Genomic DNA, 20,887 nt, shown 5'->3' on the forward strand with positions numbered 1-20,887 from the left:
ATGGCGCGCGCCGCACTCACCCGCGAGGAGGTCCTGGAGGCCGCCGCCGCCCTGGTGAGACAGCACGGCCCGGACGCCCTCACCATGCGCAGGCTCGCGGCCGAGCTCGGCACCGCGGTCACCTCGATCTACTGGCACGTCGGCAACCGGGAGTCCCTGCTCGACGCACTGGTCGAGCGGACAGTCGCCGATCTCGACACGATCCGCCCGCGCGGCACGACCCCCGCCGAGCGCCTGGTCTCGGTCGCCCGGTCCCTGCGCCGCGCCCTCCGCGAGCGCCCGCACCTGGTCGCCATGGTCCACGAGCGGGGCCTGACGGAGCGGATGTTCCTGCCGGCCCAGCGCGCCCTGGTCCACGAGGCGCACGCGGCGGGACTGCGCGGGGCGTACGCGGCGCGGGCCGTCCGCGCGGTGCAGTTCCAGGTCGTCGGCTACGTCCTGGTGGAGCGCAACCGTGAGCGCGCCCCCGCGCAGTCGCCCGCCGAGGAGGAGTTGTGGCGCGGTGAGGACGCCGAGTCCGACGACCCCCTCGCCCGTGCCCTGGCCGCCCCGATCGACACCGAGCGCCTGTTCGTCGACTCGGTGCGCGCCTTGGTGGACGGGCTCCTCGCCGGGGCTCCCGGGGACACCGGGGACGGAGTTGTCGGTCGCGGGCCGTATTCTCAGTGACCGTGCTTGACGACCGTACGACAGCAGCGACGTGGCCGGCCGCCTACCCACAGGGGTACGCGGTCGTCGATGTGGAGACCACCGGACTCGCCCGCGACGACCGGATAGTGTCGGCTGCCGTCTATCGGCTGGACGCCCAGGGGAACGTCGAGGACCACTGGTACACGCTGGTCAACCCCGAGCGCGATCCGGGACCCGTCTGGATCCACGGGCTGACCACTGACGTCCTGGAGGGCGCGCCGCTCTTCCCGGAGATCGCGGCGGAGTTCGCGGCCCGGCTCGACGGGCGGGTCCTCGTCGCGCACAACGCGATGTTCGACTGGCAGATGATCGCCCGGGAGTACGCGCGCGCCGAGTCCGCCGCTCCGGTGCGGCAGCGGCTGTGCACGATCGCGCTCGCCAAGGAGCTGTCGCTGCCGCTGCCCAACCACAAGCTGGAGTCGCTCGCCGCGCACTTCGGCGTGGTGCAGCAGCGCGCGCACAACGCGCTCGACGACGCGCGCGTGCTGGCCGAGGCGTTCCGGCCGAGCCTGCACGCGGCGGCCGAGCGCAACGTACGGCTGCCGCTGCTGGAATGCCGGCCGCTGACCGAGTGGGCCGCTTCGCCGGTTCAGCCCCGGATCGGCCAGCAGGCCTCGTCCGCGTACCGGGCGGGCAGCTGGCGTCCCTCGCGGAAGCGGCCGCCGTGCCCGCACCCCAACCCCGGCCGGTACGAGACGGACAAACCACTCAAGCAGGGCATGCGGGTGGCCTTCTCCGGGGACACCTCCGTCGACCGCGAGCTCCTCGAGGACCGTACGGTCGACGCCGGACTCCATGTGGCGGGGAGCGTCTCCCGGCTGACGAGCCTGCTCGTCACCAACGACCCGGACTCCGCCACCTCCAAGACCGTCAAGGCCAAGTCCTTCGGCACGCCGGTGGTCGACGAGGCCGCGTACACCCAGTTGCTGCGGGACGTGGCCCCGGCAGACGGGTGACACCCCCGGCCCTGCGGGCGTGCCGAGCTGCGCGCGCCCGCCGGGAGCCCCACCCTGTGGCGCATGGCACGTTGTGAGGTCTGCGGAAACGATTACGGCATGTCCTTCGAGATTCATGCCCAGGGCGCGATCCATGTCTTCGATTGCTTCGCCTGCGCCATCCATCGCATGGCGCCCATCTGCGAGCACTGCCGGGTCCAGATCATCGGACAGGGCGTCGAGGTCGACGGCAGCTGGTACTGCGGCGGCCACTGCGCCCGCGCGGAGGGAAAGGTGGGCATCGTCGACAGGGTGTGAGGACGACAGGGTCCGAGGAAACGATCCTGGGCTCGCCCCGGCGAGCCGAACCCCCCTGCGTGCACCCCATGGACCGAGTTGTACGGTCATGGGGTGTACCGCTTCCTGTTGTCCCGGCAGTGGGTGATCCTCACCCTCATCGCCCTCGTCCTCGTCCCGACGATGATCGAGCTGGGTTTCTGGCAGTTCCACCGGCACGAGCGCCGGGTCGCCCAGAACGCCCTGATCGCGGACAGCATCGCGGCGAAGCCGCTCCCGGTCGAGGAACTCACCTCCCCCGGCCACACGGTCCCGCGCTCCGACTACTGGCGGCCCGTCACCGCCACCGGCACCTTCGACACCGCCCACGAGGTGGTCGTCCGCCGCCGCACCTCCTCCGACGACCGGGTCGGCGTACACGTCCTGACCCCGCTGGTCCTCCGGGACGGCCGCATCGTCCTGGTCAACCGCGGCTGGATCCCGGCCGCCGCGGACCAGCACTCCTTCCCGCCGGTGCCGCCCGCCCCCAAGGGCGAGGTCACGATCAGCGGCCGGCTCAAGGCCGACGAGACGACCGGCGCCAGCGGCATCAAGGACCTGAAGGGTCTGCCGGACCGCCAGGTCATGCTCATCAACAGCCGGCAGCAGGCGGAGCTCATCGGCCGCGAGGTGCTCGGCGGCTATCTCGAACAGACCGCGCCCCGGCCCGCCGGCGACACCCCCGAGCTGATCCCCGAGCCCGACCACGCATCGATCGGCTCCCACATGGCGTACGCCGTGCAGTGGTGGCTCTTCGCGGCCGGGGTACCCGTCGGCTGGGTGATCCTGGTCCGCCGGGAGAAGCGCGACCGGGAGACCGGGGCCTCCTCCGGCACCGCGGGGGACGACGCCCCCGGAACCCCGGAACGGGACCCGGACGCGATCCAGGCCACTCCGTCCCTCTGATTGACCGTCGCCGCTTCCGGGAACAGCCCAAAGCGTGACGCAACGTATCGACGACTACGCCCTCATCGGCGATCTCCAGACCGCCGCGCTCGTCGGCCGCGACGGGTCGGTCGACTGGCTGTGTCTGCCCCGCTTCGACTCCGCCGCCTGCTTCGCCGCGATCCTCGGCGACGAGAACAACGGCCACTGGCGGATCGCCCCCAAGGGCGCCACGACCTGCGCCACCCGCCGGTACGCCGAGGACTCCCTCGTCCTGGAGACGTACTGGGAGACCCGTACGGGCACGGTCAAGGTCGTCGACTTCATGCCGCAGCGGGACAGGTCCCCCGATCTGATGCGGATCGTCGAGGGCGTCAGCGGCAGCGTCGAGATGAGCGCCGTCCTGCGGCTCCGCTTCGACTACGGCTCGGTCGTGCCCTGGATGCGCCGCGCCGAAGGCCACCGGGTCGCGATCGCCGGGCCGGACTCGGTCTGGCTGCGCAGCGAGCCGCCCGTGAAGACCTGGGGCCAGCAGTTCTCCACCTGCTCCTCCTTCACCGTCGCCGCCGGCGAGAAGGTGGCCTTCGTGCTGACCTGGCACCCCTCGCACGAGCCGCGCCCCGACCTCGTCGACCCCTACGAGGCCCTGGAGCAGTCCCTCGCGGACTGGCGGGAGTGGTCGGCCCGCTGCACCTACCGGGGCCCGTACCGGGAGGCGGTGCTGCGCTCCCTGATCACCCTCAAGGCCCTCACATACGCCCCGACCGGCGGGATCATGGCCGCCCCCACGACCTCCCTGCCGGAGGAGCTCGGCGGCGTACGGAACTGGGACTACCGCGCCTGCTGGCTGCGCGACTCCTCCCTCACCCTCGGGGCGCTGCTCGCCGCCGGATACGTCGACGAGGCATGCGCCTGGCGGGACTGGCTGCTCCGCTCGGTCGCCGGCGACCCGGCCGATCTGCAGATCATGTACGGGCCCGCCGGGGAGCGCCGGCTCCCCGAGACCACCCTGCCGTGGCTGCGGGGCTACGCCGACTCGGCGCCGGTACGGACCGGGAACGCGGCCGTGGACCAGTTCCAGCTCGATGTGTACGGCGAGGTCATGGACTCGCTCCACCGCGCGCGTGAGGCCGGGATCCCGGCGGAGCGGCACGCCTGGAACCTCCAGCTGAGCCTGCTCGGCTTCCTGGAGTCGACCTGGCGCGAGCCCGACGAGGGGCTGTGGGAGGTGCGCGGGCCGCGCCGCCACTTCACCCACTCGAAGGTGATGGCCTGGGTGGCCGCCGACCGGGCGGTCCGCACCCTGGAGGCGGACCCCTCGCTGCCGGGTGACGCGGCACGGTGGCGGACGATGCGGGACGAGATCCACGCGCAGGTGTGCGCCCGGTCCTACGACCCCGTCCGGAACACCTTCACCCAGTCGTACGGGTCACTGGAACTGGACGCCGCGACCCTGCTGATCCCCCAGGTCGGCTTCCTGCCGCCGGACGACCCCCGGGTGGTGGGCACCGTGGACGCGGTACGGGCGGAGCTGATGCACGGCGGCTACCTGCGCCGCTACAGCACCGACTCGGGGGCGGTGGACGGCCTACCGGGCCAGGAGGGCACCTTCCTCGTATGCTCCTTCTGGTTCGCGGACGCGCTCCGGCTGACCGGCCGGCCCGAGGAGGCCCGCGAGCTCTTCGAGCGCCTCGTGGCGCTCCGCAACGACGTGGGCCTCCTGGCGGAGGAGTACGACCCGGTGACGGACCGCCAGCTGGGCAACTTCCCCCAGGCCTTCAGTCACATCGGACTGGTGGGCACGGCGCTCGCACTGGCAGGCGAGGATCAGGACCCGGCAGGATAGGCCCATGGATCTTGGACTGAAGGACCGTGTGTACGTGGTGACCGGGGCGACACGGGGGCTCGGGCGGGCCTCCGCCGAGGCGCTGCTCGCCGAGGGGGCGAAGGTGCTCGTCACCGGCCGCGAGGAGAAGACCGTCGCCGAGGCCGTGGCCGAGCTGGGGCCGGGCGCGGCGGGCATCGCCGCCGACAACACCGACCCGGAGACCCCGGCGCGGCTCATCGCCGAGGCGCGGGCGCGGTTCGGCGGCTTCGACGGCATCCTCATCAGCGTCGGCGGACCGGCGCCCGGTTTCGCGGCGGACAACACCGACGAGGAGTGGGCCACCGCCTTCGACACCGTCTTCCTCGGGGCGGTTCGGCTGGCCCGCGCGGCGGCGCAGACACTCGTCGAGGGCGGCGTCATCGGGTTCGTCCTGTCCGGCTCGGTCCACGAGCCGATCCCCGGCCTGACCATCTCCAACGGGCTGCGCCCGGGTCTCGCCGGCTTCGCGAAGTCCCTCTCCAACGACCTGGGCCCGCGCGGGGTGCGCGTCGTCGGGCTGCTGCCCAGCCGGATCGACACGGACCGGGTGCGGTTCCTGGACTCCCTCTCCGGCGACGCGGACGCGGCCCGCGCGGCCAACGAGGGCACCATCCCGCTGCGCCGCTACGGCACCCCGGAGGAGTTCGGGCGGACGGCGGCCTTCCTGCTGTCGCCGGCCGCCTCGTATCTGACGGGCCTGATGATCCCGGTGGACGGCGGGGCCCGCGGCGGCTTCTGAGGGTCCGTCCCGGGCCCGCCGTCAGGCCACCCGCCTGGCCCGGTGCTTCACCGCCCGCAGGCGCGCCTCGGTGGGCAGGGCGGGCAGGCCCGTGGACGTACGCGCGTGGGCCAGGGCCTGGGTGCTGAGCGTGGTCAGGGCGGCCCCCGGGGAGGCGTACGGCTCCAGCTGGAGCCGTACGCGGGCACGGGGGGCGCCGCGGCGGCCCGTGAGGGAGACGCGGGCCCTGGACACGCCCTCCTGTGCCGTCGCGTCCGCCTCCAGGGCGCTCTCCAGGGCCCGGCCGCGCAGCACCGCAACCTCGCCGTCGCCGCTGTCGACGACGACCTCGGCGAGCCGGGCGCGCCGGAACTGGACGAGCAGCCACCACAGAGCGAGCAGGACGACGAGCCCGAGGGCCGCGATGACCACCGGCCACCACCAGCCCTCCTCGCGCCAGCGCTGCCGGTCGGCGGTGGAGAGCAGCACGTCGGAGGGGCCCGACCAGGGCCACCAGGACGGTACGGAGAGATCGAGGGCGGCGGCGAGGACTCCCCCGCCGCCGAGGACGAGCAGCAGCCCGGCGAGGCCGAGCAGGACGCGGTTGACGCGCCGCAGGACGACCGTCATCGGGGCACCCCTTCCTGGAGCATGACCGTCACCGGCTCGTCCCTTCGTCGAGGAGGACCGTCACCGGCTCATCCCTTCTTGGGCGGTCGGGCCACCCGTACCGTCAGCGCGGGCGCGTGGGCGAGGCCCAGCTCGTCGACGCCGGCCGCGAGGGCCGACTCCACGTCGGCGCGGACCTCGTCGAGCGCCCGGAAGTGCGAGACGGCCCTGACCGCCACTTTGGCGCGGCCCACCCGGACCCGGACGGACTGCACCCCGGAGACCTCCATGGCGCGGTCGCGCAGGGCCAGGGCGGCGGCCTCCCGGTCGAGTCCGGCCCGTACGTCGGCGTGTTCGCGGCGCATCGGGAGGACGGCGCGCAGGCCGGGGGTCGCGGCCAGGACCAGGAGCCAGAGGCCGAGGACGACCGCGACGGCCGCGCCGACGACGACCCAGGTGTCGTCGAGCGGTCGGGTGGCGAGGCCGTCGGCGAGTTCCCGACGCCAGGCCATGGCGGTGCGGTCGGCCCGTACGGCCGCCACGTCGTAGAGCAGGAGCCCGGCCCCGCCGAGGACCAGCGCCGCGAGCACCGCGGCGGGGATGCGGCGGACCGCCCAGAAGCGCCGGACCGAGGGTGCCGGGGCGGCATCGGGCAGGACGGGGACGTCGTGGCCGGGATCGGGGTCCGGGGTGGGCTCGGCGCCGGGGGCCGGGGTGGTCGTCATGAGAGGCGGCCCCTCGGTCCGGCCTGGCGGGTGAGCGGGGAGTGGAGTCGCTCCACGTGGACGGTGACCTCGTGGACCTCCATGCCGACCAGCTCCTCCACGCGTGTGCGTACCCGACCCCGGACGGCCCCGCACCGACCCCCGATGTCGGTGGGGTAGTCGAGGTCGAGGCTCACCGAGACCCGGGCGACGTCCCGGTGGACGACGACCGAGGCGTGGGGCTTTGAGCCGCCCTCGGGGACGGTGCCCACGGCCTCCCTGGCCGCCTGGGCGGCGATCTTCGCGACGACCCGGTCGGCGATCGAGGTCGCGCCCCGGTCACGCACCGGGTCCGGGGAGGCCGGGTCGGCTGCCACCCCGTGTCACTTCCGCCGGTCGCCGCGTTCGCGGCCCCGGAACAGGTCGCCGGGTTCGAGGTCGCCGTCGAGGAAGCGGCCCGCGACGAAGCCGATCGCACCCAAGGCCGCCACCAGTACAAACGCCCCGAAGCCGCCGAAGTATCCGGCGAAGCCGAGGGCCATGCCGGCCACCAGGCCGACCACCGCCATGCTCATTCCTGACCCCTTTCCGATCGTTCCTGAGCCCCCTGTACGCCTGTGCAGCCGTCAGCGGCTACTGGAGCCGTGGTTCCGGCTCCTCCTCCTCTTCCTCGGGCAGCTTCACGTCGCTGACCGCGATGTTGACCTCGACGACTTCGAGGCCCGTCATCCGCTCCACGGCCGCGATGACGTTCTCCCGGACGTCGCCGGCGACGTCGGCGATGGAGACGCCGTAGTCGACGACGATCTCCAGGTCGAGCGCGGTCTGCACCTCGCCGACCTCGGCCTTCACCCCGCGGGTGACGTTCGACTTGGCGCCGCCCCCGCCGGGCACCCGGTCGCGTACGGCGCCGAAGGTGCGGGAGATGCCGCTGCCCATCGCGTGCACGCCGACGACGTCTCGGGCGGCGAGACCGGCGATCTTCTCGACGACTCCGTCGGCGATCGTGGTCCGGCCCCGGGAGGCCGGGTCTCCACCGCCCCGCTTGGTGACCGAGGTGCGGCGCGGTTCGCGCGGCTCGTCGGTCGTCGGGTCGCCGGAGTGAGTGGTGTCCGCCATTTGATTTCGCCCCTTCTGGGATATTTCGGGGTTCTTCGCCCACACTAAGGGCGGTTACCCGGTCCCGCCCCGGGGATACGGCAGGCTGGGGCAATGACGACGGCTGAGGGTTGGACGGCGGCGGTACGGGACCGCCTCGCCCCGGGCAGGCTGCTGCCGCTCGGAGCGGCGGCGGAGGGGGCGTGGATCACCGAGCGGGCGGTGCGCGAGGTGGTCGGCCGGGCCGCCGCGGCGGTACGGGGCGTGGTGCCGGGCACGCTGCGGATCGGCCCGGCGGACGCACCCGAAGAGCCGGAGTCAGGTGCCCTGCGGATCACGGCCTCGTTCGGCGCGGTCGCCGGACGGGCGCTTCCGGAGCTCGCCGGGGAACTGCGGTCGGCGCTGCTCACCACGGCCGAGGACGGGCTCGGGCTCGTGGTCGCGGCGGTGGACCTGCGGGTGACGGATCTGCTGGACGCGGCGCCGCCGGAGCCGGATGAGGGCGCGGCTCCCCCGCCGGGCCTGACCTCGCCGGCGACGGACGACCCCGTGGCGCTCGCGGCGCTCGGAGTGGCGGGGGTCGCGGGGGTGACGGACGCGCTGGGCCCACCGGTGCGCCGGGGATCCGACGGAGTGCGGGTGGAACTGGCCGTGACGGCCGGGGCCCGCCCCCTGGACGTGGCCCGCGCGGTGCGCACGGCCGTGACCGCGGTCGCCCCGGAGGCGGCCGCGGTCACGGTCGTGGTGTCGGAACTGCGCTAGGGGGTGCCTTGATCAGGCCGGGCCGGCGACGCCCGATCGGCAAGGCGCCTCTAGGGCCCGTCGGATTTCCGGCGGTACGCGCGCGTGCCGCCGATTTTCCTCAGCAGGCACCTGCGCGCGTGCGGGCAGGCGTCAGTCGCCGAGGCCCGCGAGGTCGCGCAGGCGGCGGGCCTGGGCGGCACGCTCGGCGGTGCGCTGCTCCTCGTAGGAGCGGCCGGCGACACCCTGGAGGAGCGCCTTGGTCTCGGTGACCGCGTCGCGCGGCGCGGCGAGCAGGGCGGCGCCGAGGTCCCGTACCGCCGCGTAGAGCTCGTCGGCGGGCACGGACAGGTTGGCGAGACCGATGCGCTCGGCCTCTTCCGCGTGGACGAAGCGCCCGGTGGCGCAGATTTCCAGCGCGCGGGCGTAGCCGACGAGCGAGACGAGCGGGTGCGTCCCGGTCAGGTCCGGGACGAGGCCCAGGCTGGTCTCGCGCATGGCGAACTGCACGTCCTCGGCGACGACCCGCAGGTCGCAGGCGAGAGCGAGCTGGAAGCCCGCGCCGATGGCGTGGCCCTGGACGGCCGCGATCGACACGAGGTCGCTACGGCGCCACCAGGTGAACGCCTCCTGGTACTCGGCGATGACCGCGTCGAGGTCCGCGTCGGAACCGCGCGCGAGATCGAGGAAGGACGGCTCTCCGTCGAAGCCCTCGGGCGTGAACGCCTGCCGGTCGAGTCCGGCGGAGAAGGACTGGCCTTCGCCGCGCAGTACGACGACCCGCACGCTGCCGGGCAACGACCGGCCGGCTTCTGTCAACGCCCGCCACAGAGCGGGAGACTGAGCGTTGCGCTTCGCCGGATTGGTCAGGGTCACCGTGGCAACGGCGTCCTCGACGGTGAGCCGTACACCGTCCTTGTCGAATACGAGCTCAGAGTCGTCGAGCGTAGTCATGGGGGCGCCTCCGGTTACGGTGCAGCACTGCATACAAAATGCTAAGTGACTGCACAGTAACCACCTGGCCGGCGCGAAGACCGACCGGGTGGCCACCGGGAGATCCGGTGGCCCGGTCGAGGCGTCCCTATGTCAGGCCGAGGCGGCTTTCTTGCCCCGTGTCGCTCCGCCGCGTCCACGCAGCGTGACTCCGGACTCGCTGAGCATCCGGTGGACGAATCCGTAGGAGCGGCCCGTTTCCTCGGCCAGCGCCCGGATACTCGCACCGGAGTCGTACTTCTTCTTCAGGTCTGCCGCGAGCTTGTCGCGCGCGGCGCCGGTAACCCGGCTGCCCTTCTTCAGAGTCTCGGCCACCCGTGCCTCCTCATGGGAAGTGCGCTCTGGACTTCTCATGATCACCCCTCCCGTGCGTCCTGGCCACCCATTCGACAAGGTCCATGCCGCCGGGTTTGTGGACGAGCGGGCCTTCATCACGACCGGAATCTCTGATTCCGCTGGGCCGGAAACAGGCCTTCGCGGCGCGCGGCACGGGAAGTAGCAGGTCAGCGATACAGGGGGAACACACGTACGGCGCGGGTCTGCCGGAAGGATTCGGCAGAGCTCCGCGCCGGGGGGTACGAGACACCCTCACTCAGATGAAGGATCACCCATGAGCCGAATGATCCAGCCCAGCATGATCACCCGGTCGTCTCCGGATCAGGCGAGAGCGACCAGGTCCGCGTAGTCCGGGCCCCACAGGTCCTCGACGCCGTCCGGGAGCAGGATGATCCGCTCCGGCTCCAGCGCGTCGACCGCACCCTCGTCGTGGGTGACGAGGACGACGGCGCCCTTGTACGTCCGCAGGGCCCCGAGGATCTCCTCGCGGCTGGCCGGGTCCAGGTTGTTCGTCGGCTCGTCGAGGAGCAGCACGTTCGCCGAGGAGACGACCAGGGTGGCCAGGGCCAGACGGGTCTTCTCGCCGCCGGACAGGACCCCGGCCGGCTTGTCGACGTCGTCGCCGGAGAAGAGGAAGGAGCCGAGCGTCTTGCGGACCTGGACGAGGTCGAGGTCGGGCGCGGCCGAGCGCATGTTCTCCAGGACGCTGCGCTCGGGGTCGAGCGTCTCGTGCTCCTGGGCGTAGTAGCCGAGCTTGAGGCCGTGGCCCGGGGTCACCTCGCCGGTGTCGGCCTTCTCGGCGCCGGCGAGCAGCCGGAGCAGCGTGGTCTTGCCCGCGCCGTTGAGGCCGAGGATGACGACGCGCGAGCCCTTGTCGATCGCGAGGTCCACATCGGTGAAGATTTCGAGTGAGCCGTAGGACTTGGAGAGTCCCTCTGCCGTCAGCGGGGTCTTGCCGCAGGGCGCGGGGTCGGGGAAGCGGAGCTTGGCGACCTTGTCGGAGGCGCGCACCGCCTCCAGGCCGGAGAGCAGTCGCTCGGCGCGCTTGGCCATGTTCTGCGCGGCCACGGTCTTGGTGGCCTTGGCGCGCATCTTGTCGGCCTGCGAGTTGAGGGCGGCGGCCTTCTTCTCGGCGTTCTGGCGCTCGCGCTTGCGGCGCTTCTCGTCGGCCTCGCGCTGCTGCTGGTAGAGCTTCCAGCCCATGTTGTAGACGTCGATCGTGGAGCGGTTGGCGTCCAGGTAGAAGACCTTGTTGACCACGGTCTCGACGAGGTCGACGTCGTGGGAGATCACGATGAAGCCGCCGCGGTAGCTCTTCAGGTAGTCGCGCAGCCAGACGATGGAGTCGGCGTCGAGGTGGTTGGTCGGCTCGTCGAGGAGGAGCGTGTCGGCGTCCGAGAAGAGGATCCGGGCGAGCTCGACACGGCGGCGCTGACCACCGGAGAGGGTGTGCAGCGGCTGGCCGAGGACCCGGTCGGGCAGGCCGAGGGCGGCGGCGATGGTGGAGGCCTCGGCCTCGGCCGCGTACCCGCCCTTGGTCAGGAACTCGGTCTCCTGGCGCTCGTACTGCCGCATCGCCTTGTCGCGGGTGGCGCCGGCGCCGGTGGCGATGCGCTCCTCGTTCATCCGCATCTTCTTGAGGAGGACGTCGAGGCCGCGGGCGGAGAGGATGCGGTCGCGGGCCAGGACGTCGAGGTCGCCGGTGCGCGGGTCCTGCGGGAGGTAGCCGACCTCGCCGGAGCGGGCGATCTGGCCGGCGGCGGGGACGCCCTCGCCCGCGAGGCACTTGGTGAGGGTGGTCTTGCCCGCTCCGTTGCGACCGACGAGGCCGATGCGGTCGCCCTTGGCGACTCGGAAGGAAGCGGACTCGATGAGGACTCGGGCGCCGGCGCGCAGCTCGATGCCGGAAGCGGTGATCACGGACAGACTCCAGGGCGATGGGAAACGGCGGAAGGACAGCTGGTGAAGGGCTTCGACGCCGCTAATGCACGGGGAGAATGGCCATACGGCCAGTCTAACGGGCCCCTGCAACTGCTTTTCGGCCACGAGGGGGATCAGGGGCACGATCGGATGTTTCTCACATAACCGACGATGGTCATCAAAAGGGGCGATCCCTGGGAGATGGGCCGATACTCGGCGCAGGGCGGCGGCCTCTGCCGCGGCAGTGACGCGGAGGGTGGTGGGCCGTGCAGTTCGACGACGACGCCGATCTGGACACCTCGGAGGTCAAGGACGTCCGGAGCAGTCGCATCCCGGGCGGGAAGGCGACCGTCGGCGGCGGCATCATCGGCTTCATCGCCCTGATCCTGGGTCTGTTCCTCGGGGTGGGTCCGGACCAGCTCGGGCTCTCCTCGGGCGGCGACGAGCCGGTGGCCAGCTCCTCCGGGGCGGCCCAGGTGGCGCAGACCTGCAAGAAGGGTTCGGACGCCAACACCCGCGAGGACTGCCGGATCGTCGCCGTCGTCAACAGTGTCCAGGACTTCTGGCGGAGCGAGTACGCGCGCCGGGGCGGCACCTACGGGAGCGCCGCCACCGTGATGTTCAGCCAGCGGGTCCCGACCGCCTGCGGCTCCGCGACCTCGGCGGTGGGGCCCTTCTACTGCCCCGGCGACCGACAGGTCTATCTGGACCTGGGCTTCTTCGACGAGCTGCGCACCAAGTTCGGGTCCAGCGGCGGGCCCTTCGCCCAGGCGTACGTGGTGGCGCACGAGTACGGCCACCACATCCAGAACCTGATGGGGACCCTGAGCCGCGCGCAGGACGGGCGGACCGGCGCGAACTCCAACGCCGTCCGGGTCGAGCTCCAGGCCGACTGCTACGCGGGCGTGTGGGCCCGGCACGCCACGACCACGCCCGACGACCGGACCGGCCGGCCGGTGCTCACCCGGCTGACGGACGAGGACATCCGGGACGGCCTGGACGCGGCGGCCGCGGTGGGCGACGACCGGATCCAGGAGAAGTTCCAGGGCCGGGTGACCCCGGAGAACTGGACCCACGGCTCCGCGGCCCAGCGCCAGCAGTGGTTCTACGAGGGCTACAGGACGGGCGACATGGCCCGGTGCAACACCTTCCGCTGATTGCCGGTGCGGACTGCCAGACTGAGACCTGGGTCACATTCGACTGAATCGAGAGGAAGTGATCGGGATGGCTGAGGCACCCCACGTCTGTCCGACGCTGACGTACGAGGACGCGAAGGCGGCGATCACCCTGCTCACGGAGGGGTTCGGCTTCCGTGCGAACGCGGTGTACGAGGGTGAGGACGGGCGCGTGGCGCACGCCGAGCTGTCCTACGGGAACGGCATGGTGATGCTGGGCAGCAAGGGCACCGGCAGCGAGTTCGACAAGCTGATGGCCGACGCCGGCCCGGTCGGCGTGTTCGTGCACGTGGACGACGTCGACGAGCACCACGCGCGGGCGGTGGCCCATGGCATCGAGATCGTGATGCCGCCCAAGGACCAGGACTACGGCGCGCGGGACTACATGGCCCGGGACGCCGAGGGCAACATCTGGAGCTTCGGGACGTACACCCCCGGCGCCGCGGAGTAGTCCGGCGCCGGGCGGGGTGCACGCCTCTCGTCACTCTCCCCGGGCGGGGATCCCGTCCCGCTCCCCCGGGCGGGGATCCCCGTCACGCTCCCCCGGTGTGGACCTGGAAGGCCGCCCGGCGGACCGCCTTGGCCAGGGCCGGGTCCGGGTGGGCGGCCGCGAGGGCGACCAGGACCTGGACGGTACGGGGGTGGCCGACGGCCCTGATCTCGTCGAGGAGCGCCGGGACGGTGCCCTGCACGGCGGAGTCGAGGTGCCGGACGAGCAGTTCGCTCTCGCCGTGGTCGGCGACGGCCGCGGCCGTGTCCACCCAGAGCCAGGTGGACTCCTCACGGGTGAGGACCTCCTGGGCGTCGTCGGGGTCGGCACCCTCGTACTCGGCGAGCCAGAGCAGTGCGTACGGCCGCAGGGACGGTTCGGCGACCGTGGCCCGCACCTCGGCCTCGGCGGGGGCGCCGACGACGCGGAGCGCCTCGAAGGCGAGCCCGCGCAGCAGCGCGTCCTCACCGCGGGCGACGGCGAGCAGTTCGGTCACCGCGCTGGAGAGGGTGCGGGCCGCGAGCCAGGCGCGGTACTCGGCGCGGGCCGGGCCGGGGGTCAGTCGGGCGCAGCCGCGGAGCATGTCCTCGGCGGACTGCTCGATGTTCCCGGCGGGGCTCTGCGCGGCGACGCAGATCTGCTCCAGCTTGACCCAGACCGCCCAGTTGCCGAGCGGGGTCAGGGTGGCGTGACGCCCCTCCGCACCGGGGTCCAGGGTGAGCGCGCCGACGGCCGCCAGGCCTTCGAGGGCCCAGTCGAGCAGGGCGGGGAGACCGTCGGTGCCGTCCACGGCGGGCGCGTCGGCGGCCTCGGGGGCCGGCTCCGCCACCGGGACCTCGCAGCGCTCCTCGCGCAGTTCCTCGACGCGCTGGCCGAGCAGGTCGAGGAGGGCGGGGACGAGGACCGGGCCCTGGGAGAGCTGGAGCAGCGACAGGACCTGCGGGAGGGCCTCGACGACCTCCGCGACGGCGCTCGGCTCGACACCCTCGGGGGCCGGGTGCACCAGGGACCAGGCGTCGAAGAGGGCGACCCAGCCGCGCAGCACGGCGGAGTCGTCACGGTCCCAGGCGTGCAGCCGCCAGCCGGGGCGGGCGGTGTCGCCGTGGAGCTCGACGAGTCCGGCGAGGCGGGCGCGGTCCCAGCCGGCCCGGATCTGGCCGGGCGTCAGGTTCAGTGCGGCGGCGGCCCGTTCCTGGGCGGGGACGGCTCCGGGGCCGGTGCGGGGTGCCGCTACGGCGCCGCGCTCGACGGCGGCCCAGCGGGCGATCCGTACGGCGTCGGCGAGGACGTGCCGGGCCTGGCGGGCGAGCTCCGCGCGGGGCGGAGTGCCCTCGGGCGGCCGCGGCGCCGGCCGGGTGCGCCGGGTCGTCACGGCCCGTCGGGCGGTGGCCAGCGCCCGCGGGCGGACGAGTCGGAGTCTGGAGTTGCGCGCCAATGGTTCATCGGGCTTTCGAGACGTCACGGGGGCAGTCTTCCCGCTGACGGCCCGAAAGCCCAATCGGAATCGGCCGCGCCGTCCCCGGCGCCCCCTGCGGGGCCCTAGAGGAGCGGGGTGAGGAAGCGGCGCAGGGCCTCCTCGTAGCGGACCGGGTCGGCGTTCCACATCGACGCGTGCGGTGCGTGCCGCACGGTCTGGAGGGTGACCAGGCCGGGGCGGCGGGCGGCGAGTTCGACGGACGGCTCGTAGGGGGCGATGGTGTCGTCGGGCCCGTGGAAGAGGAGGACGGGGACGCGCAGGGCCTCCGGTGCGGAGGCGGCCCGGAGCAGGTCGCCGTGCGGTCCGGTCCTGCCCTGGGCGGCGCGGACGGCGAGCGGGAGCAGGGGGCCGGGGACGTGGTGGGCCGCGGCGAGGTTGCGGAGGGTGGCCTCCCAGTCCAGGACCGGCGAGTCGAGGACGAGGCCGCTGATCCGGTCGCGCACCCCCGACTCGGCGGCGGCGCGCAGGGCCATCGAGGCCCCGGTCCCCCAGCCGTGCAGCACGACCTTGGCGGCGCCCCGGTGGACGGCGTAGCGGATGGCGGCGTCGACGTCGCGCCATTCGGAGTCGCCGAGGTGGGCGAGACCGTCCGGGGAGGCGGGTGCTCCCTCGTCGCCGCGGTAGGCGGGGACGAGGACGGGGATCTTGCGGCGGTTGTAGAAGGAGACGAGGTTCAGCGGGTGCTCGCGGGTGGTGCCGAGGCCGTGCAGGGCGATCACCCAGGTGGTGCGGGGAGCTGCCACCAGCCAGGCCGGCAGGGGGCCGAGCTCGCCGGGGATCTCGACGTCCTCATGGGCGAGCCCGAGGGCGCTGATCGGCGTGCCGATGTGCAGCTGGGGGGTGAGGCGGACGCGGGTGCCGGGGCCGAGCACCCCGCGCTCGACCCGTTCGAGGCGCCGGACGACGGTGTCGGCGGTGTGCGGGACCCGGTCGAGGACGGGGCCGACGACGGCGTGCTGGCCGTGGCCCTCCATCCCGTACGTACCGGGGCGCAGCGAGGCGAGGCTGCGGGTGAGGGTGATCCGCTCAGGGCCCGTGACGTGCACGGTGAGTTTGGGATCTCCGGGCAGGGGACGTCCGGACGGCGCCCTGAGGGCGACGTCGCTGGCGTACCGGCCGACCGCGAACGCGGCCGCGCCGACACCGAGCAGGGTGGTGACGGCCGCTGCCGTCGCTGTAGCCGGGCGCACGTTCCCAGTCTCGGCAGGGTGGGGACGGACTGCCACCGGTGGGACCCGTACGGCCCCGGACGGGAGGTCGGACAGGAGGGTACGGACGGCTCCTGCACCCGAGGCCTCCGGGGCACTCCTGCGCACTCCGCGGAGTGACGTGGGTCTCGTCCGCGGGGTCCCCCGGTCGGATGGTTCCGTCCAGGGAGCGGAACCGGGTGGCGGAGGAGGAACCGGGGCAGGTCGCATGTGCCCGGTGTTGGCCGGTATTACCCGAGGTTGCGGGGTGCCCGCATCGTGGACAGTTCGCGTGCCGGGACCACAAGCGGAATCTGTTGACACCGGTTCGGGACACCACACCGCCCGACCCAGTTCACCTTCCGTTCATCCAGGTTGCTTACGTTCGTCCAGCCACTGACGTCAAACGATTGCCTGGGTAAATGGAACACATCACGCTGCTGCTCGCCATTGTGGTCGTGACAGCTCTCGTGTTCGATTTCACGAACGGTTTCCACGACACCGCGAACGCGATGGCCACGACCATCTCGACCGGTGCACTCAAGCCGAAGACGGCGGTGGCCATGTCCGCCGTGCTGAACCTCGTCGGCGCGTTCCTGTCCGTGGAGGTCGCCAAGACGATCTCCGGCGGGATCATCAACGAAGAGGGCATCCGTACAGAGGTGATCTTCGCCGCGCTGGTCGGCGCCATCCTCTGGAATCTGCTGACCTGGCTGCTCGGACTTCCGTCCAGCTCCTCCCACGCCCTCTTCGGCGGCCTCATCGGCGCCGCGGTCATGTCGGCCGGCTGGTCGGCCGTGAACGGCCCCACCATCGTCACCAAGGTCCTCATCCCGGCCGTCGCCGCTCCGATCGTCGCCGGTCTCGCCGCGATGCTGGCCACCCGGCTGACGTACAGGATCGGCGCCAAGACCGACGAGAAGCACACCGCCAAGGGCTACCGGGTCGGCCAGATCGCGTCCGCCGGTCTCGTCTCCCTCGCCCACGGCACCAACGACGCCCAGAAGACGATGGGCATCATCACCCTGGCCCTGGTCACCGGTGGCGTCCTCGCCCCCGGCTCCAACCCGCCGATGTGGGTCATCGTCTCCGCCGGTATCGCGATCGCCCTCGGCACCTACCTCGGTGGCTGGCGCATCATCCGCACCATGGGCAAGGGCCTCACCGACCTCCGTCCGCAGCAGGGCTTCGCCGCCCAGACCAGCGCCGCGACGGTCATCCTGGCCTCCTCGCACCTCGGCTTCTCCCTCTCCACCACCCAGTCCTGCTCGGGTGCCGTGATGGGCGCCGGTCTCGGCCGCAAGGGCGGTGTCGTCCGCTGGTCGACCGCGACCCGGATGTTCGTCGCCTGGGGTCTGACCCTGCCCGCCGCGGGCCTGGTCGGCGCCGGTGCCGAGTTCCTCACCAAGCAGGGCCCCTGGGGCATCGCCGCCGTCGCGGTCCTGCTGGTCGCCGGCTCGGGCGTCATCTGGTCGCTGTCCCGCCGCAAGCCGGTCGACCACAACAACGTCACCGCCGACGACCTCGACGCCGAGCCCGCGGGCGTCGTGACCACCGCCATCGCGGCCGTCACCCCGCCGCCGGCCGCCGGTACCGTCGCCGCCGTCGCGGACGAGGACCTCAAGACCACCATCCCCGCACCGGCTCCCACCGACCCGGCCGCTCCCTCCGCCCCCGCCGCAGCGGTGTAAGGAACGAACGACATGAAGATCGACTGGGCAGCTCTCGGCTCCGTCTTCGGAGTCAGCCTCGTGGCGACCGTCGCGCTGGTGGGCCTCTTCACCCTCGGCGTCATCGGCCTCTCCAAGCAGGAGCAGGCCGCCGCCCAGGGAGGCTCCGCCACCCTGGCCCGCACCGGCGCCTACGCCTGCTTCGCCCTCTGCCTCTCGGCAGTGGCGTACGGCATCTATCTGATCGTCGCCTGAGGCCCCTCCGACGGTCCACGGCACACCGGCCGGGCGGTCCGCACCTTCGGGTGCGGACCGCCCGGCCGTCGTCGTCACGGCGGCGTGTCTGTGGTGCTTCGCACAGTGACCCGACGCAGGTCAAGGGTGAGTTGACGGGTGTTCTCGGGCCGTGGTGGACTGCCGAGGCCATTACGGCGGCAGTAGAGGAAGTCCGGTGCGAATCCGGCGCGGTCCCGCCACTGTGACCGGATCCGAAGGGTCCGGGAGTCAGGAACTCTCGCCGCCGGTCACGTCGATCCAGGGCGCGGACCCTGAGTGAGGACATGCGCCATGCCCGGCCGCAGCAGTACCAGCCGCCTCTCCCCGGACGGATTCGCGTACGGCGCGGCCGCGGGTCTCGCCGTCGACCTGCTCATCGGCGACCCCCGCCGCGGACATCCCGTCGCCGCGTTCGGCCGGGCGGCCGCCGCGGTCGAGAACCGCCTCCACCACGACCACCGCGGCTGGGGTGCCCTGCACACCGCCGTCTGCGCCGGCTCCACCGCCGCCCTCGGAGCGCTCGCCGCCCGGGCCGTACGGAACCGGCCGGCCGCCACCGTCGCCCTGACCGCCGCCGCCGTGTGGGCCGTCGTCGGCGGTACGAGCCTGGGGCGGGAGGCCCGCGCGATCGGCGGGGCGCTCGCCGCCGGGGACCTGGACGTCGCCCGGGAGCGGCTGCCGCATCTGTGCGGGCGCGACCCGCAGTCCCTGGACGGGCCCGCGATGGCGCGCGCCGTCGTCGAATCGGTCGCCGAGAACACCTCCGACGCCGTGGTCGGCGCCCTGTTCTGGGGCGCGGTCGCGGGCGTACCCGGCCTGGTCGGCTTCCGGGCCGTCAACACCCTCGACGCGATGGTCGGCCACAAGTCGCCCCGCCACCGCCGCTTCGGCTGGGCCTCGGCCCGGCTCGACGACGTGGCCGGCTGGCCCGGCGCCCGGCTGACCGCCGTACTCGCGACCGTCGCCGGAGGGAACCCGCGGGGTGCGCTGAAGGCCTGGCGGGCGGACGCGGGGAAGCATCCCAGCCCCAACGCGGGCCCGGTCGAGGCCTCCTTCGCGGGCGCGCTCGGCGTACGGCTCGGGGGCACCCTGTCGTACGGCGGACGGGTCGAACACCGGCCGGTGCTCAACGGGGAGGGGCGCGCCGTCGAGGTGACCGACATCGACCGGGCCGTACGGCTGTCGCGCCGGGTCACCGGACTCACTCTGGCCGCCTGCGTGGGCGGCCGCCTGATCATCGGCGCCCTGGGGGCCCGGAAGCGGAGGAACGCATGAGGGGTGGGGGACTGCTCGTCGCCGGGACCACGTCCGACGCCGGAAAGAGCGTCGTGACGGCCGGCATCTGCCGCTGGCTGGTCCGAAAAGGACTCAAGGTGGCGCCGTTCAAGGGGCAGAACATGTCCCTCAACTCCTTCGTCACCCGCGAGGGCGCCGAGATCGGGCGTGCCCAGGCCATGCAGGCCCAGGCGGCGCGGGTGGAACCCACCGCGCTGATGAACCCCGTCCTGCTCAAGCCCGGCAGCGACCGGTCCAGCCAGGTCGTCCTGATGGGGAAGCCGGTCGGTGAGCTGAGCGCCCGCGGCTACCACGGGGGCCGCCAGAAGGAGCTCTTCGAGCCGGTGATGGCGTGCCTGGAGGAGCTGCGGAGCACGTACGACGCGGTGATCTGCGAGGGCGCGGGCAGCCCGGCCGAGATCAACCTGCGGCGCACCGACATCGTGAACATGGGCATCGCTCGGGCCGCGCGGCTGCCCGTCGTCGTGGTCGGCGACATCGACCGGGGCGGGGTCTTCGCCCAGTTCTTCGGGACGACGGCGCTCCTCGCGCCCGAGGACCAGGAGCTGATCGCGGGCTATCTCGTGAACAAGTTCCGCGGCGACGTGACCCTGCTCGAACCGGGGCTCGACATGCTGCACGGGCTCACCGGGCGGCGGACCTTCGGCGTCCTGCCGTACGCGCACGGGCTCGGCATCGACGAGGAGGACGGCCTGCGGGTCTCGCTGCGGGGTGCGGTCCGTGAGTCCGTCGTCGCGCCGCCGGTCGGCGAGGACGTGCTGCGGGTCGCGGTCTGCGCGGTGCCGCTGATGTCCAACTTCACCGATGTGGACGCGCTGGCGGCCGAGCCGGGTGTGGTCGTGCGGTTCGTGGACCGGGCGGAGGAGCTGGTCGACGCGGACCTCGTGATCGTGCCGGGCACCCGGGGCACGGTGAAGGCCCTGTCCTGGCTGCGCGAGCGCGGGCTCGCCGACGCGCTGCTGCGGCGCGCCGCCGAGGGGCGTCCGGTACTCGGCATCTGTGGCGGCTACCAGCTGCTCGGCGAGCACATCGAGGACGAGGTCGAGTCCCGGGCCGGGGCCGTCGACGGTCTCGGGCTGCTGCCCGTACGGGTCCGGTTCGCGCCCGAGAAGACGCTTGCCCGGCCGGTGGGGTCGGCGCTCGGCGAACGGGTGGAGGGGTACGAGATCCACCACGGGGTCGCCGAGGTGCTGGGCGGGGAAGCCTTCCTGGACGGGTGTCGGGTCGGCGCCGTGTGGGGGACGCACTGGCACGGCTCGCTGGAGAGCGACGGGTTCCGGCGGGCGTTCCTGCGAGAGGTCGCCGCGGCGGCGGGGCGGCGGTTCGTGCCGGCGCCGGACACGTCGTTCGAGGCGCTGCGGGAGGAACAGCTGGACCGGCTGGGGGACCTGATCGAGGAGCACGCGGACACGGACGCGTTGCTGCGGTTGATCGAGGAGGGGGCTCCGAAGGGGCTGCCTTTCGTGCCGCCGGGTGCGCCGTGA

23 protein-coding genes and 1 riboswitch are annotated in these 20,887 nt (G+C 72.9%); of the genes, 13 read left to right on the forward strand and 10 right to left on the reverse strand.

Features of this window, described 5'->3' with window-relative positions; all coding sequences use genetic code 11:
- The 6 genes from OG462_RS12200 (at window position 1) to OG462_RS12225 (ending at window position 5,452) form a co-directional block, all read left to right on the forward strand.
- Window positions 1-669, forward strand: a complete 669-nt coding sequence (locus OG462_RS12200) for a TetR/AcrR family transcriptional regulator (RefSeq protein ID WP_406066487.1) — start codon at window positions 1-3, stop codon at window positions 667-669.
- Window positions 666-1,646, forward strand: a complete 981-nt coding sequence (locus OG462_RS12205) for a DEDDh family exonuclease (RefSeq protein WP_406057247.1) — start codon at window positions 666-668, stop codon at window positions 1,644-1,646. Before OG462_RS12200 ends, OG462_RS12205 begins: the two co-directional genes overlap by 4 nt.
- A gap of 63 nt (window positions 1,647-1,709) precedes the next feature.
- Window positions 1,710-1,943, forward strand: coding sequence for a hypothetical protein (locus OG462_RS12210; RefSeq protein WP_189830397.1), 234 nt, complete (start codon window positions 1,710-1,712; stop codon window positions 1,941-1,943).
- Between the two features lie 93 nt (window positions 1,944-2,036).
- Window positions 2,037-2,867 carry an SURF1 family protein gene (locus OG462_RS12215; RefSeq protein ID WP_406057249.1) on the forward strand — a complete coding sequence of 277 codons (831 nt, stop codon included), beginning with the start codon at window positions 2,037-2,039 and terminating at the stop codon, window positions 2,865-2,867.
- A gap of 34 nt (window positions 2,868-2,901) precedes the next feature.
- Window positions 2,902-4,692, forward strand: a complete 1,791-nt coding sequence (locus tag OG462_RS12220) for a glycoside hydrolase family 15 protein (protein WP_406057251.1) — start codon at window positions 2,902-2,904, stop codon at window positions 4,690-4,692.
- A 4-nt stretch (window positions 4,693-4,696) separates the two neighbouring features.
- Window positions 4,697-5,452, forward strand: coding sequence for an SDR family oxidoreductase (locus OG462_RS12225; RefSeq protein WP_406057253.1), 756 nt, complete (start codon window positions 4,697-4,699; stop codon window positions 5,450-5,452).
- 21 nt (window positions 5,453-5,473) lie between these two features.
- On the opposite strand, the gene amaP is transcribed toward OG462_RS12225, so the two are convergent.
- The 5 genes from amaP to OG462_RS12250 form a co-directional block, all read right to left on the reverse strand.
- Window positions 5,474-6,061, reverse strand: a complete 588-nt coding sequence (amaP, locus tag OG462_RS12230) for an alkaline shock response membrane anchor protein AmaP (protein ID WP_406057255.1) — start codon at window positions 6,059-6,061, stop codon at window positions 5,474-5,476.
- Between the two features lie 68 nt (window positions 6,062-6,129).
- The gene (locus tag OG462_RS12235) at window positions 6,130-6,765 is read right to left on the reverse strand and encodes a DUF6286 domain-containing protein (protein WP_406057257.1); all 636 of its coding nucleotides are present in this window, start codon (window positions 6,763-6,765) and stop codon (window positions 6,130-6,132) included.
- Window positions 6,762-7,121 (reverse strand): Asp23/Gls24 family envelope stress response protein, encoded by a 360-nt coding sequence (locus tag OG462_RS12240; protein ID WP_406057259.1) that lies wholly within the window; start codon window positions 7,119-7,121, stop codon window positions 6,762-6,764. The genes OG462_RS12235 and OG462_RS12240 overlap by 4 nt, the downstream gene beginning before the upstream one ends.
- A 6-nt stretch (window positions 7,122-7,127) precedes the next feature.
- The gene (locus OG462_RS12245) at window positions 7,128-7,319 is read right to left on the reverse strand and encodes a hypothetical protein (protein WP_406057260.1); all 192 of its coding nucleotides are present in this window, start codon (window positions 7,317-7,319) and stop codon (window positions 7,128-7,130) included.
- 58 nt (window positions 7,320-7,377) lie between these two features.
- Complete coding sequence (locus tag OG462_RS12250; RefSeq protein WP_406057262.1) at window positions 7,378-7,863, reverse strand: Asp23/Gls24 family envelope stress response protein; 486 nt, start codon at window positions 7,861-7,863, stop codon at window positions 7,378-7,380.
- A 93-nt stretch (window positions 7,864-7,956) separates the two neighbouring features.
- On the opposite strand from OG462_RS12250, the gene OG462_RS12255 reads away from it, so the two are divergent.
- Window positions 7,957-8,604 carry a hypothetical protein gene (locus tag OG462_RS12255; RefSeq protein WP_406057264.1) on the forward strand — a complete coding sequence of 216 codons (648 nt, stop codon included), beginning with the start codon at window positions 7,957-7,959 and terminating at the stop codon, window positions 8,602-8,604.
- A gap of 132 nt (window positions 8,605-8,736) precedes the next feature.
- Here OG462_RS12255 and OG462_RS12260 read toward each other — a convergent pair whose 3' ends face one another.
- The 3 genes from OG462_RS12260 to OG462_RS12270 all read right to left on the reverse strand — a co-directional run bounded on the left by OG462_RS12260 (window position 8,737) and on the right by OG462_RS12270 (window position 11,832).
- Window positions 8,737-9,537, reverse strand: coding sequence for an enoyl-CoA hydratase/isomerase family protein (locus OG462_RS12260; RefSeq protein ID WP_406057266.1), 801 nt, complete (start codon window positions 9,535-9,537; stop codon window positions 8,737-8,739).
- A gap of 132 nt (window positions 9,538-9,669) precedes the next feature.
- On the reverse strand, window positions 9,670-9,891 hold the full coding sequence (locus OG462_RS12265) for a helix-turn-helix domain-containing protein (RefSeq protein ID WP_006123601.1): 222 nt from the start codon (window positions 9,889-9,891) through the stop codon (window positions 9,670-9,672).
- 342 nt (window positions 9,892-10,233) lie between these two features.
- A complete protein-coding gene (locus tag OG462_RS12270) occupies window positions 10,234-11,832 on the reverse strand; it encodes an ABC-F family ATP-binding cassette domain-containing protein (RefSeq protein WP_384232739.1) in 1,599 nt (532 codons plus the stop codon).
- Between the two features lie 266 nt (window positions 11,833-12,098).
- Here OG462_RS12270 and OG462_RS12275 point away from each other — a divergent pair, with 266 nt between their 5' ends.
- Together OG462_RS12275 and OG462_RS12280 are read left to right on the forward strand one after the other, a co-directional pair.
- Window positions 12,099-12,989, forward strand: coding sequence for a neutral zinc metallopeptidase (locus tag OG462_RS12275; protein ID WP_406057269.1), 891 nt, complete (start codon window positions 12,099-12,101; stop codon window positions 12,987-12,989).
- A gap of 67 nt (window positions 12,990-13,056) precedes the next feature.
- Window positions 13,057-13,458 carry a VOC family protein gene (locus OG462_RS12280; protein WP_406057271.1) on the forward strand — a complete coding sequence of 134 codons (402 nt, stop codon included), beginning with the start codon at window positions 13,057-13,059 and terminating at the stop codon, window positions 13,456-13,458.
- Between the two features lie 82 nt (window positions 13,459-13,540).
- On the opposite strand, the gene OG462_RS12285 is transcribed toward OG462_RS12280, so the two are convergent.
- A complete protein-coding gene (locus OG462_RS12285) occupies window positions 13,541-14,959 on the reverse strand; it encodes a hypothetical protein (RefSeq protein WP_406057273.1) in 1,419 nt (472 codons plus the stop codon).
- Window positions 14,960-15,036: 77 nt separating this feature from the next.
- Window positions 15,037-16,164 (reverse strand): alpha/beta hydrolase, encoded by a 1,128-nt coding sequence (locus OG462_RS12290; protein ID WP_406057275.1) that lies wholly within the window; start codon window positions 16,162-16,164, stop codon window positions 15,037-15,039.
- 419 nt (window positions 16,165-16,583) lie between these two features.
- Between OG462_RS12290 and OG462_RS12295 the strand changes: the two genes are divergently transcribed.
- The 4 genes from OG462_RS12295 to OG462_RS12310 all read left to right on the forward strand — a co-directional run bounded on the left by OG462_RS12295 (window position 16,584) and on the right by OG462_RS12310 (window position 20,887).
- Window positions 16,584-17,852, forward strand: coding sequence for an anion permease (locus tag OG462_RS12295; protein WP_406057277.1), 1,269 nt, complete (start codon window positions 16,584-16,586; stop codon window positions 17,850-17,852).
- A 12-nt stretch (window positions 17,853-17,864) separates the two neighbouring features.
- Entirely contained in the window at window positions 17,865-18,086 is a 222-nt protein-coding gene (locus OG462_RS12300; RefSeq protein ID WP_406057279.1) for a hypothetical protein, read from the forward strand.
- A gap of 146 nt (window positions 18,087-18,232) precedes the next feature.
- Window positions 18,233-18,365: riboswitch (cobalamin riboswitch) on the forward strand.
- 33 nt (window positions 18,366-18,398) lie between these two features.
- Complete coding sequence (locus OG462_RS12305) at window positions 18,399-19,382, forward strand: cobalamin biosynthesis protein (RefSeq protein WP_406057281.1); 984 nt, start codon at window positions 18,399-18,401, stop codon at window positions 19,380-19,382.
- Window positions 19,379-20,887 carry a cobyric acid synthase gene (locus OG462_RS12310; protein ID WP_406057283.1) on the forward strand — a complete coding sequence of 503 codons (1,509 nt, stop codon included), beginning with the start codon at window positions 19,379-19,381 and terminating at the stop codon, window positions 20,885-20,887. The genes OG462_RS12305 and OG462_RS12310 overlap by 4 nt, the downstream gene beginning before the upstream one ends.

Source organism: Streptomyces sp. NBC_01077, from assembly GCF_045162855.1.
Taxonomy (GTDB): domain Bacteria; phylum Actinomycetota; class Actinomycetes; order Streptomycetales; family Streptomycetaceae; genus Streptomyces.

What these genes read in the sequence shown, in the direction of transcription:
- OG462_RS12200 (WP_406066487.1), top strand. Translation starts at nt 1, where the DNA reads ATGGCGCGCGCCGCACTCACCCGCGAGGAGGTCCTGGAGGCCGCCGCC.
- OG462_RS12210 (WP_189830397.1), top strand. Translation starts at nt 1,710, where the DNA reads ATGGCACGTTGTGAGGTCTGCGGAAACGATTACGGCATGTCCTTCGAG.
- OG462_RS12225 (WP_406057253.1), top strand. Translation starts at nt 4,697, where the DNA reads ATGGATCTTGGACTGAAGGACCGTGTGTACGTGGTGACCGGGGCGACA.
- amaP (WP_406057255.1), bottom strand. Translation starts at nt 6,061, where the DNA reads ATGACGGTCGTCCTGCGGCGCGTCAACCGCGTCCTGCTCGGCCTCGCC.
- OG462_RS12235 (WP_406057257.1), bottom strand. Translation starts at nt 6,765, where the DNA reads ATGACGACCACCCCGGCCCCCGGCGCCGAGCCCACCCCGGACCCCGAT.
- OG462_RS12245 (WP_406057260.1), bottom strand. Translation starts at nt 7,319, where the DNA reads ATGAGCATGGCGGTGGTCGGCCTGGTGGCCGGCATGGCCCTCGGCTTC.
- OG462_RS12250 (WP_406057262.1), bottom strand. Translation starts at nt 7,863, where the DNA reads ATGGCGGACACCACTCACTCCGGCGACCCGACGACCGACGAGCCGCGC.
- OG462_RS12255 (WP_406057264.1), top strand. Translation starts at nt 7,957, where the DNA reads ATGACGACGGCTGAGGGTTGGACGGCGGCGGTACGGGACCGCCTCGCC.
- OG462_RS12260 (WP_406057266.1), bottom strand. Translation starts at nt 9,537, where the DNA reads ATGACTACGCTCGACGACTCTGAGCTCGTATTCGACAAGGACGGTGTA.
- OG462_RS12280 (WP_406057271.1), top strand. Translation starts at nt 13,057, where the DNA reads ATGGCTGAGGCACCCCACGTCTGTCCGACGCTGACGTACGAGGACGCG.
- OG462_RS12295 (WP_406057277.1), top strand. Translation starts at nt 16,584, where the DNA reads ATGGAACACATCACGCTGCTGCTCGCCATTGTGGTCGTGACAGCTCTC.
- OG462_RS12300 (WP_406057279.1), top strand. Translation starts at nt 17,865, where the DNA reads ATGAAGATCGACTGGGCAGCTCTCGGCTCCGTCTTCGGAGTCAGCCTC.
- OG462_RS12305 (WP_406057281.1), top strand. Translation starts at nt 18,399, where the DNA reads ATGCCCGGCCGCAGCAGTACCAGCCGCCTCTCCCCGGACGGATTCGCG.
- OG462_RS12310 (WP_406057283.1), top strand. Translation starts at nt 19,379, where the DNA reads ATGAGGGGTGGGGGACTGCTCGTCGCCGGGACCACGTCCGACGCCGGA.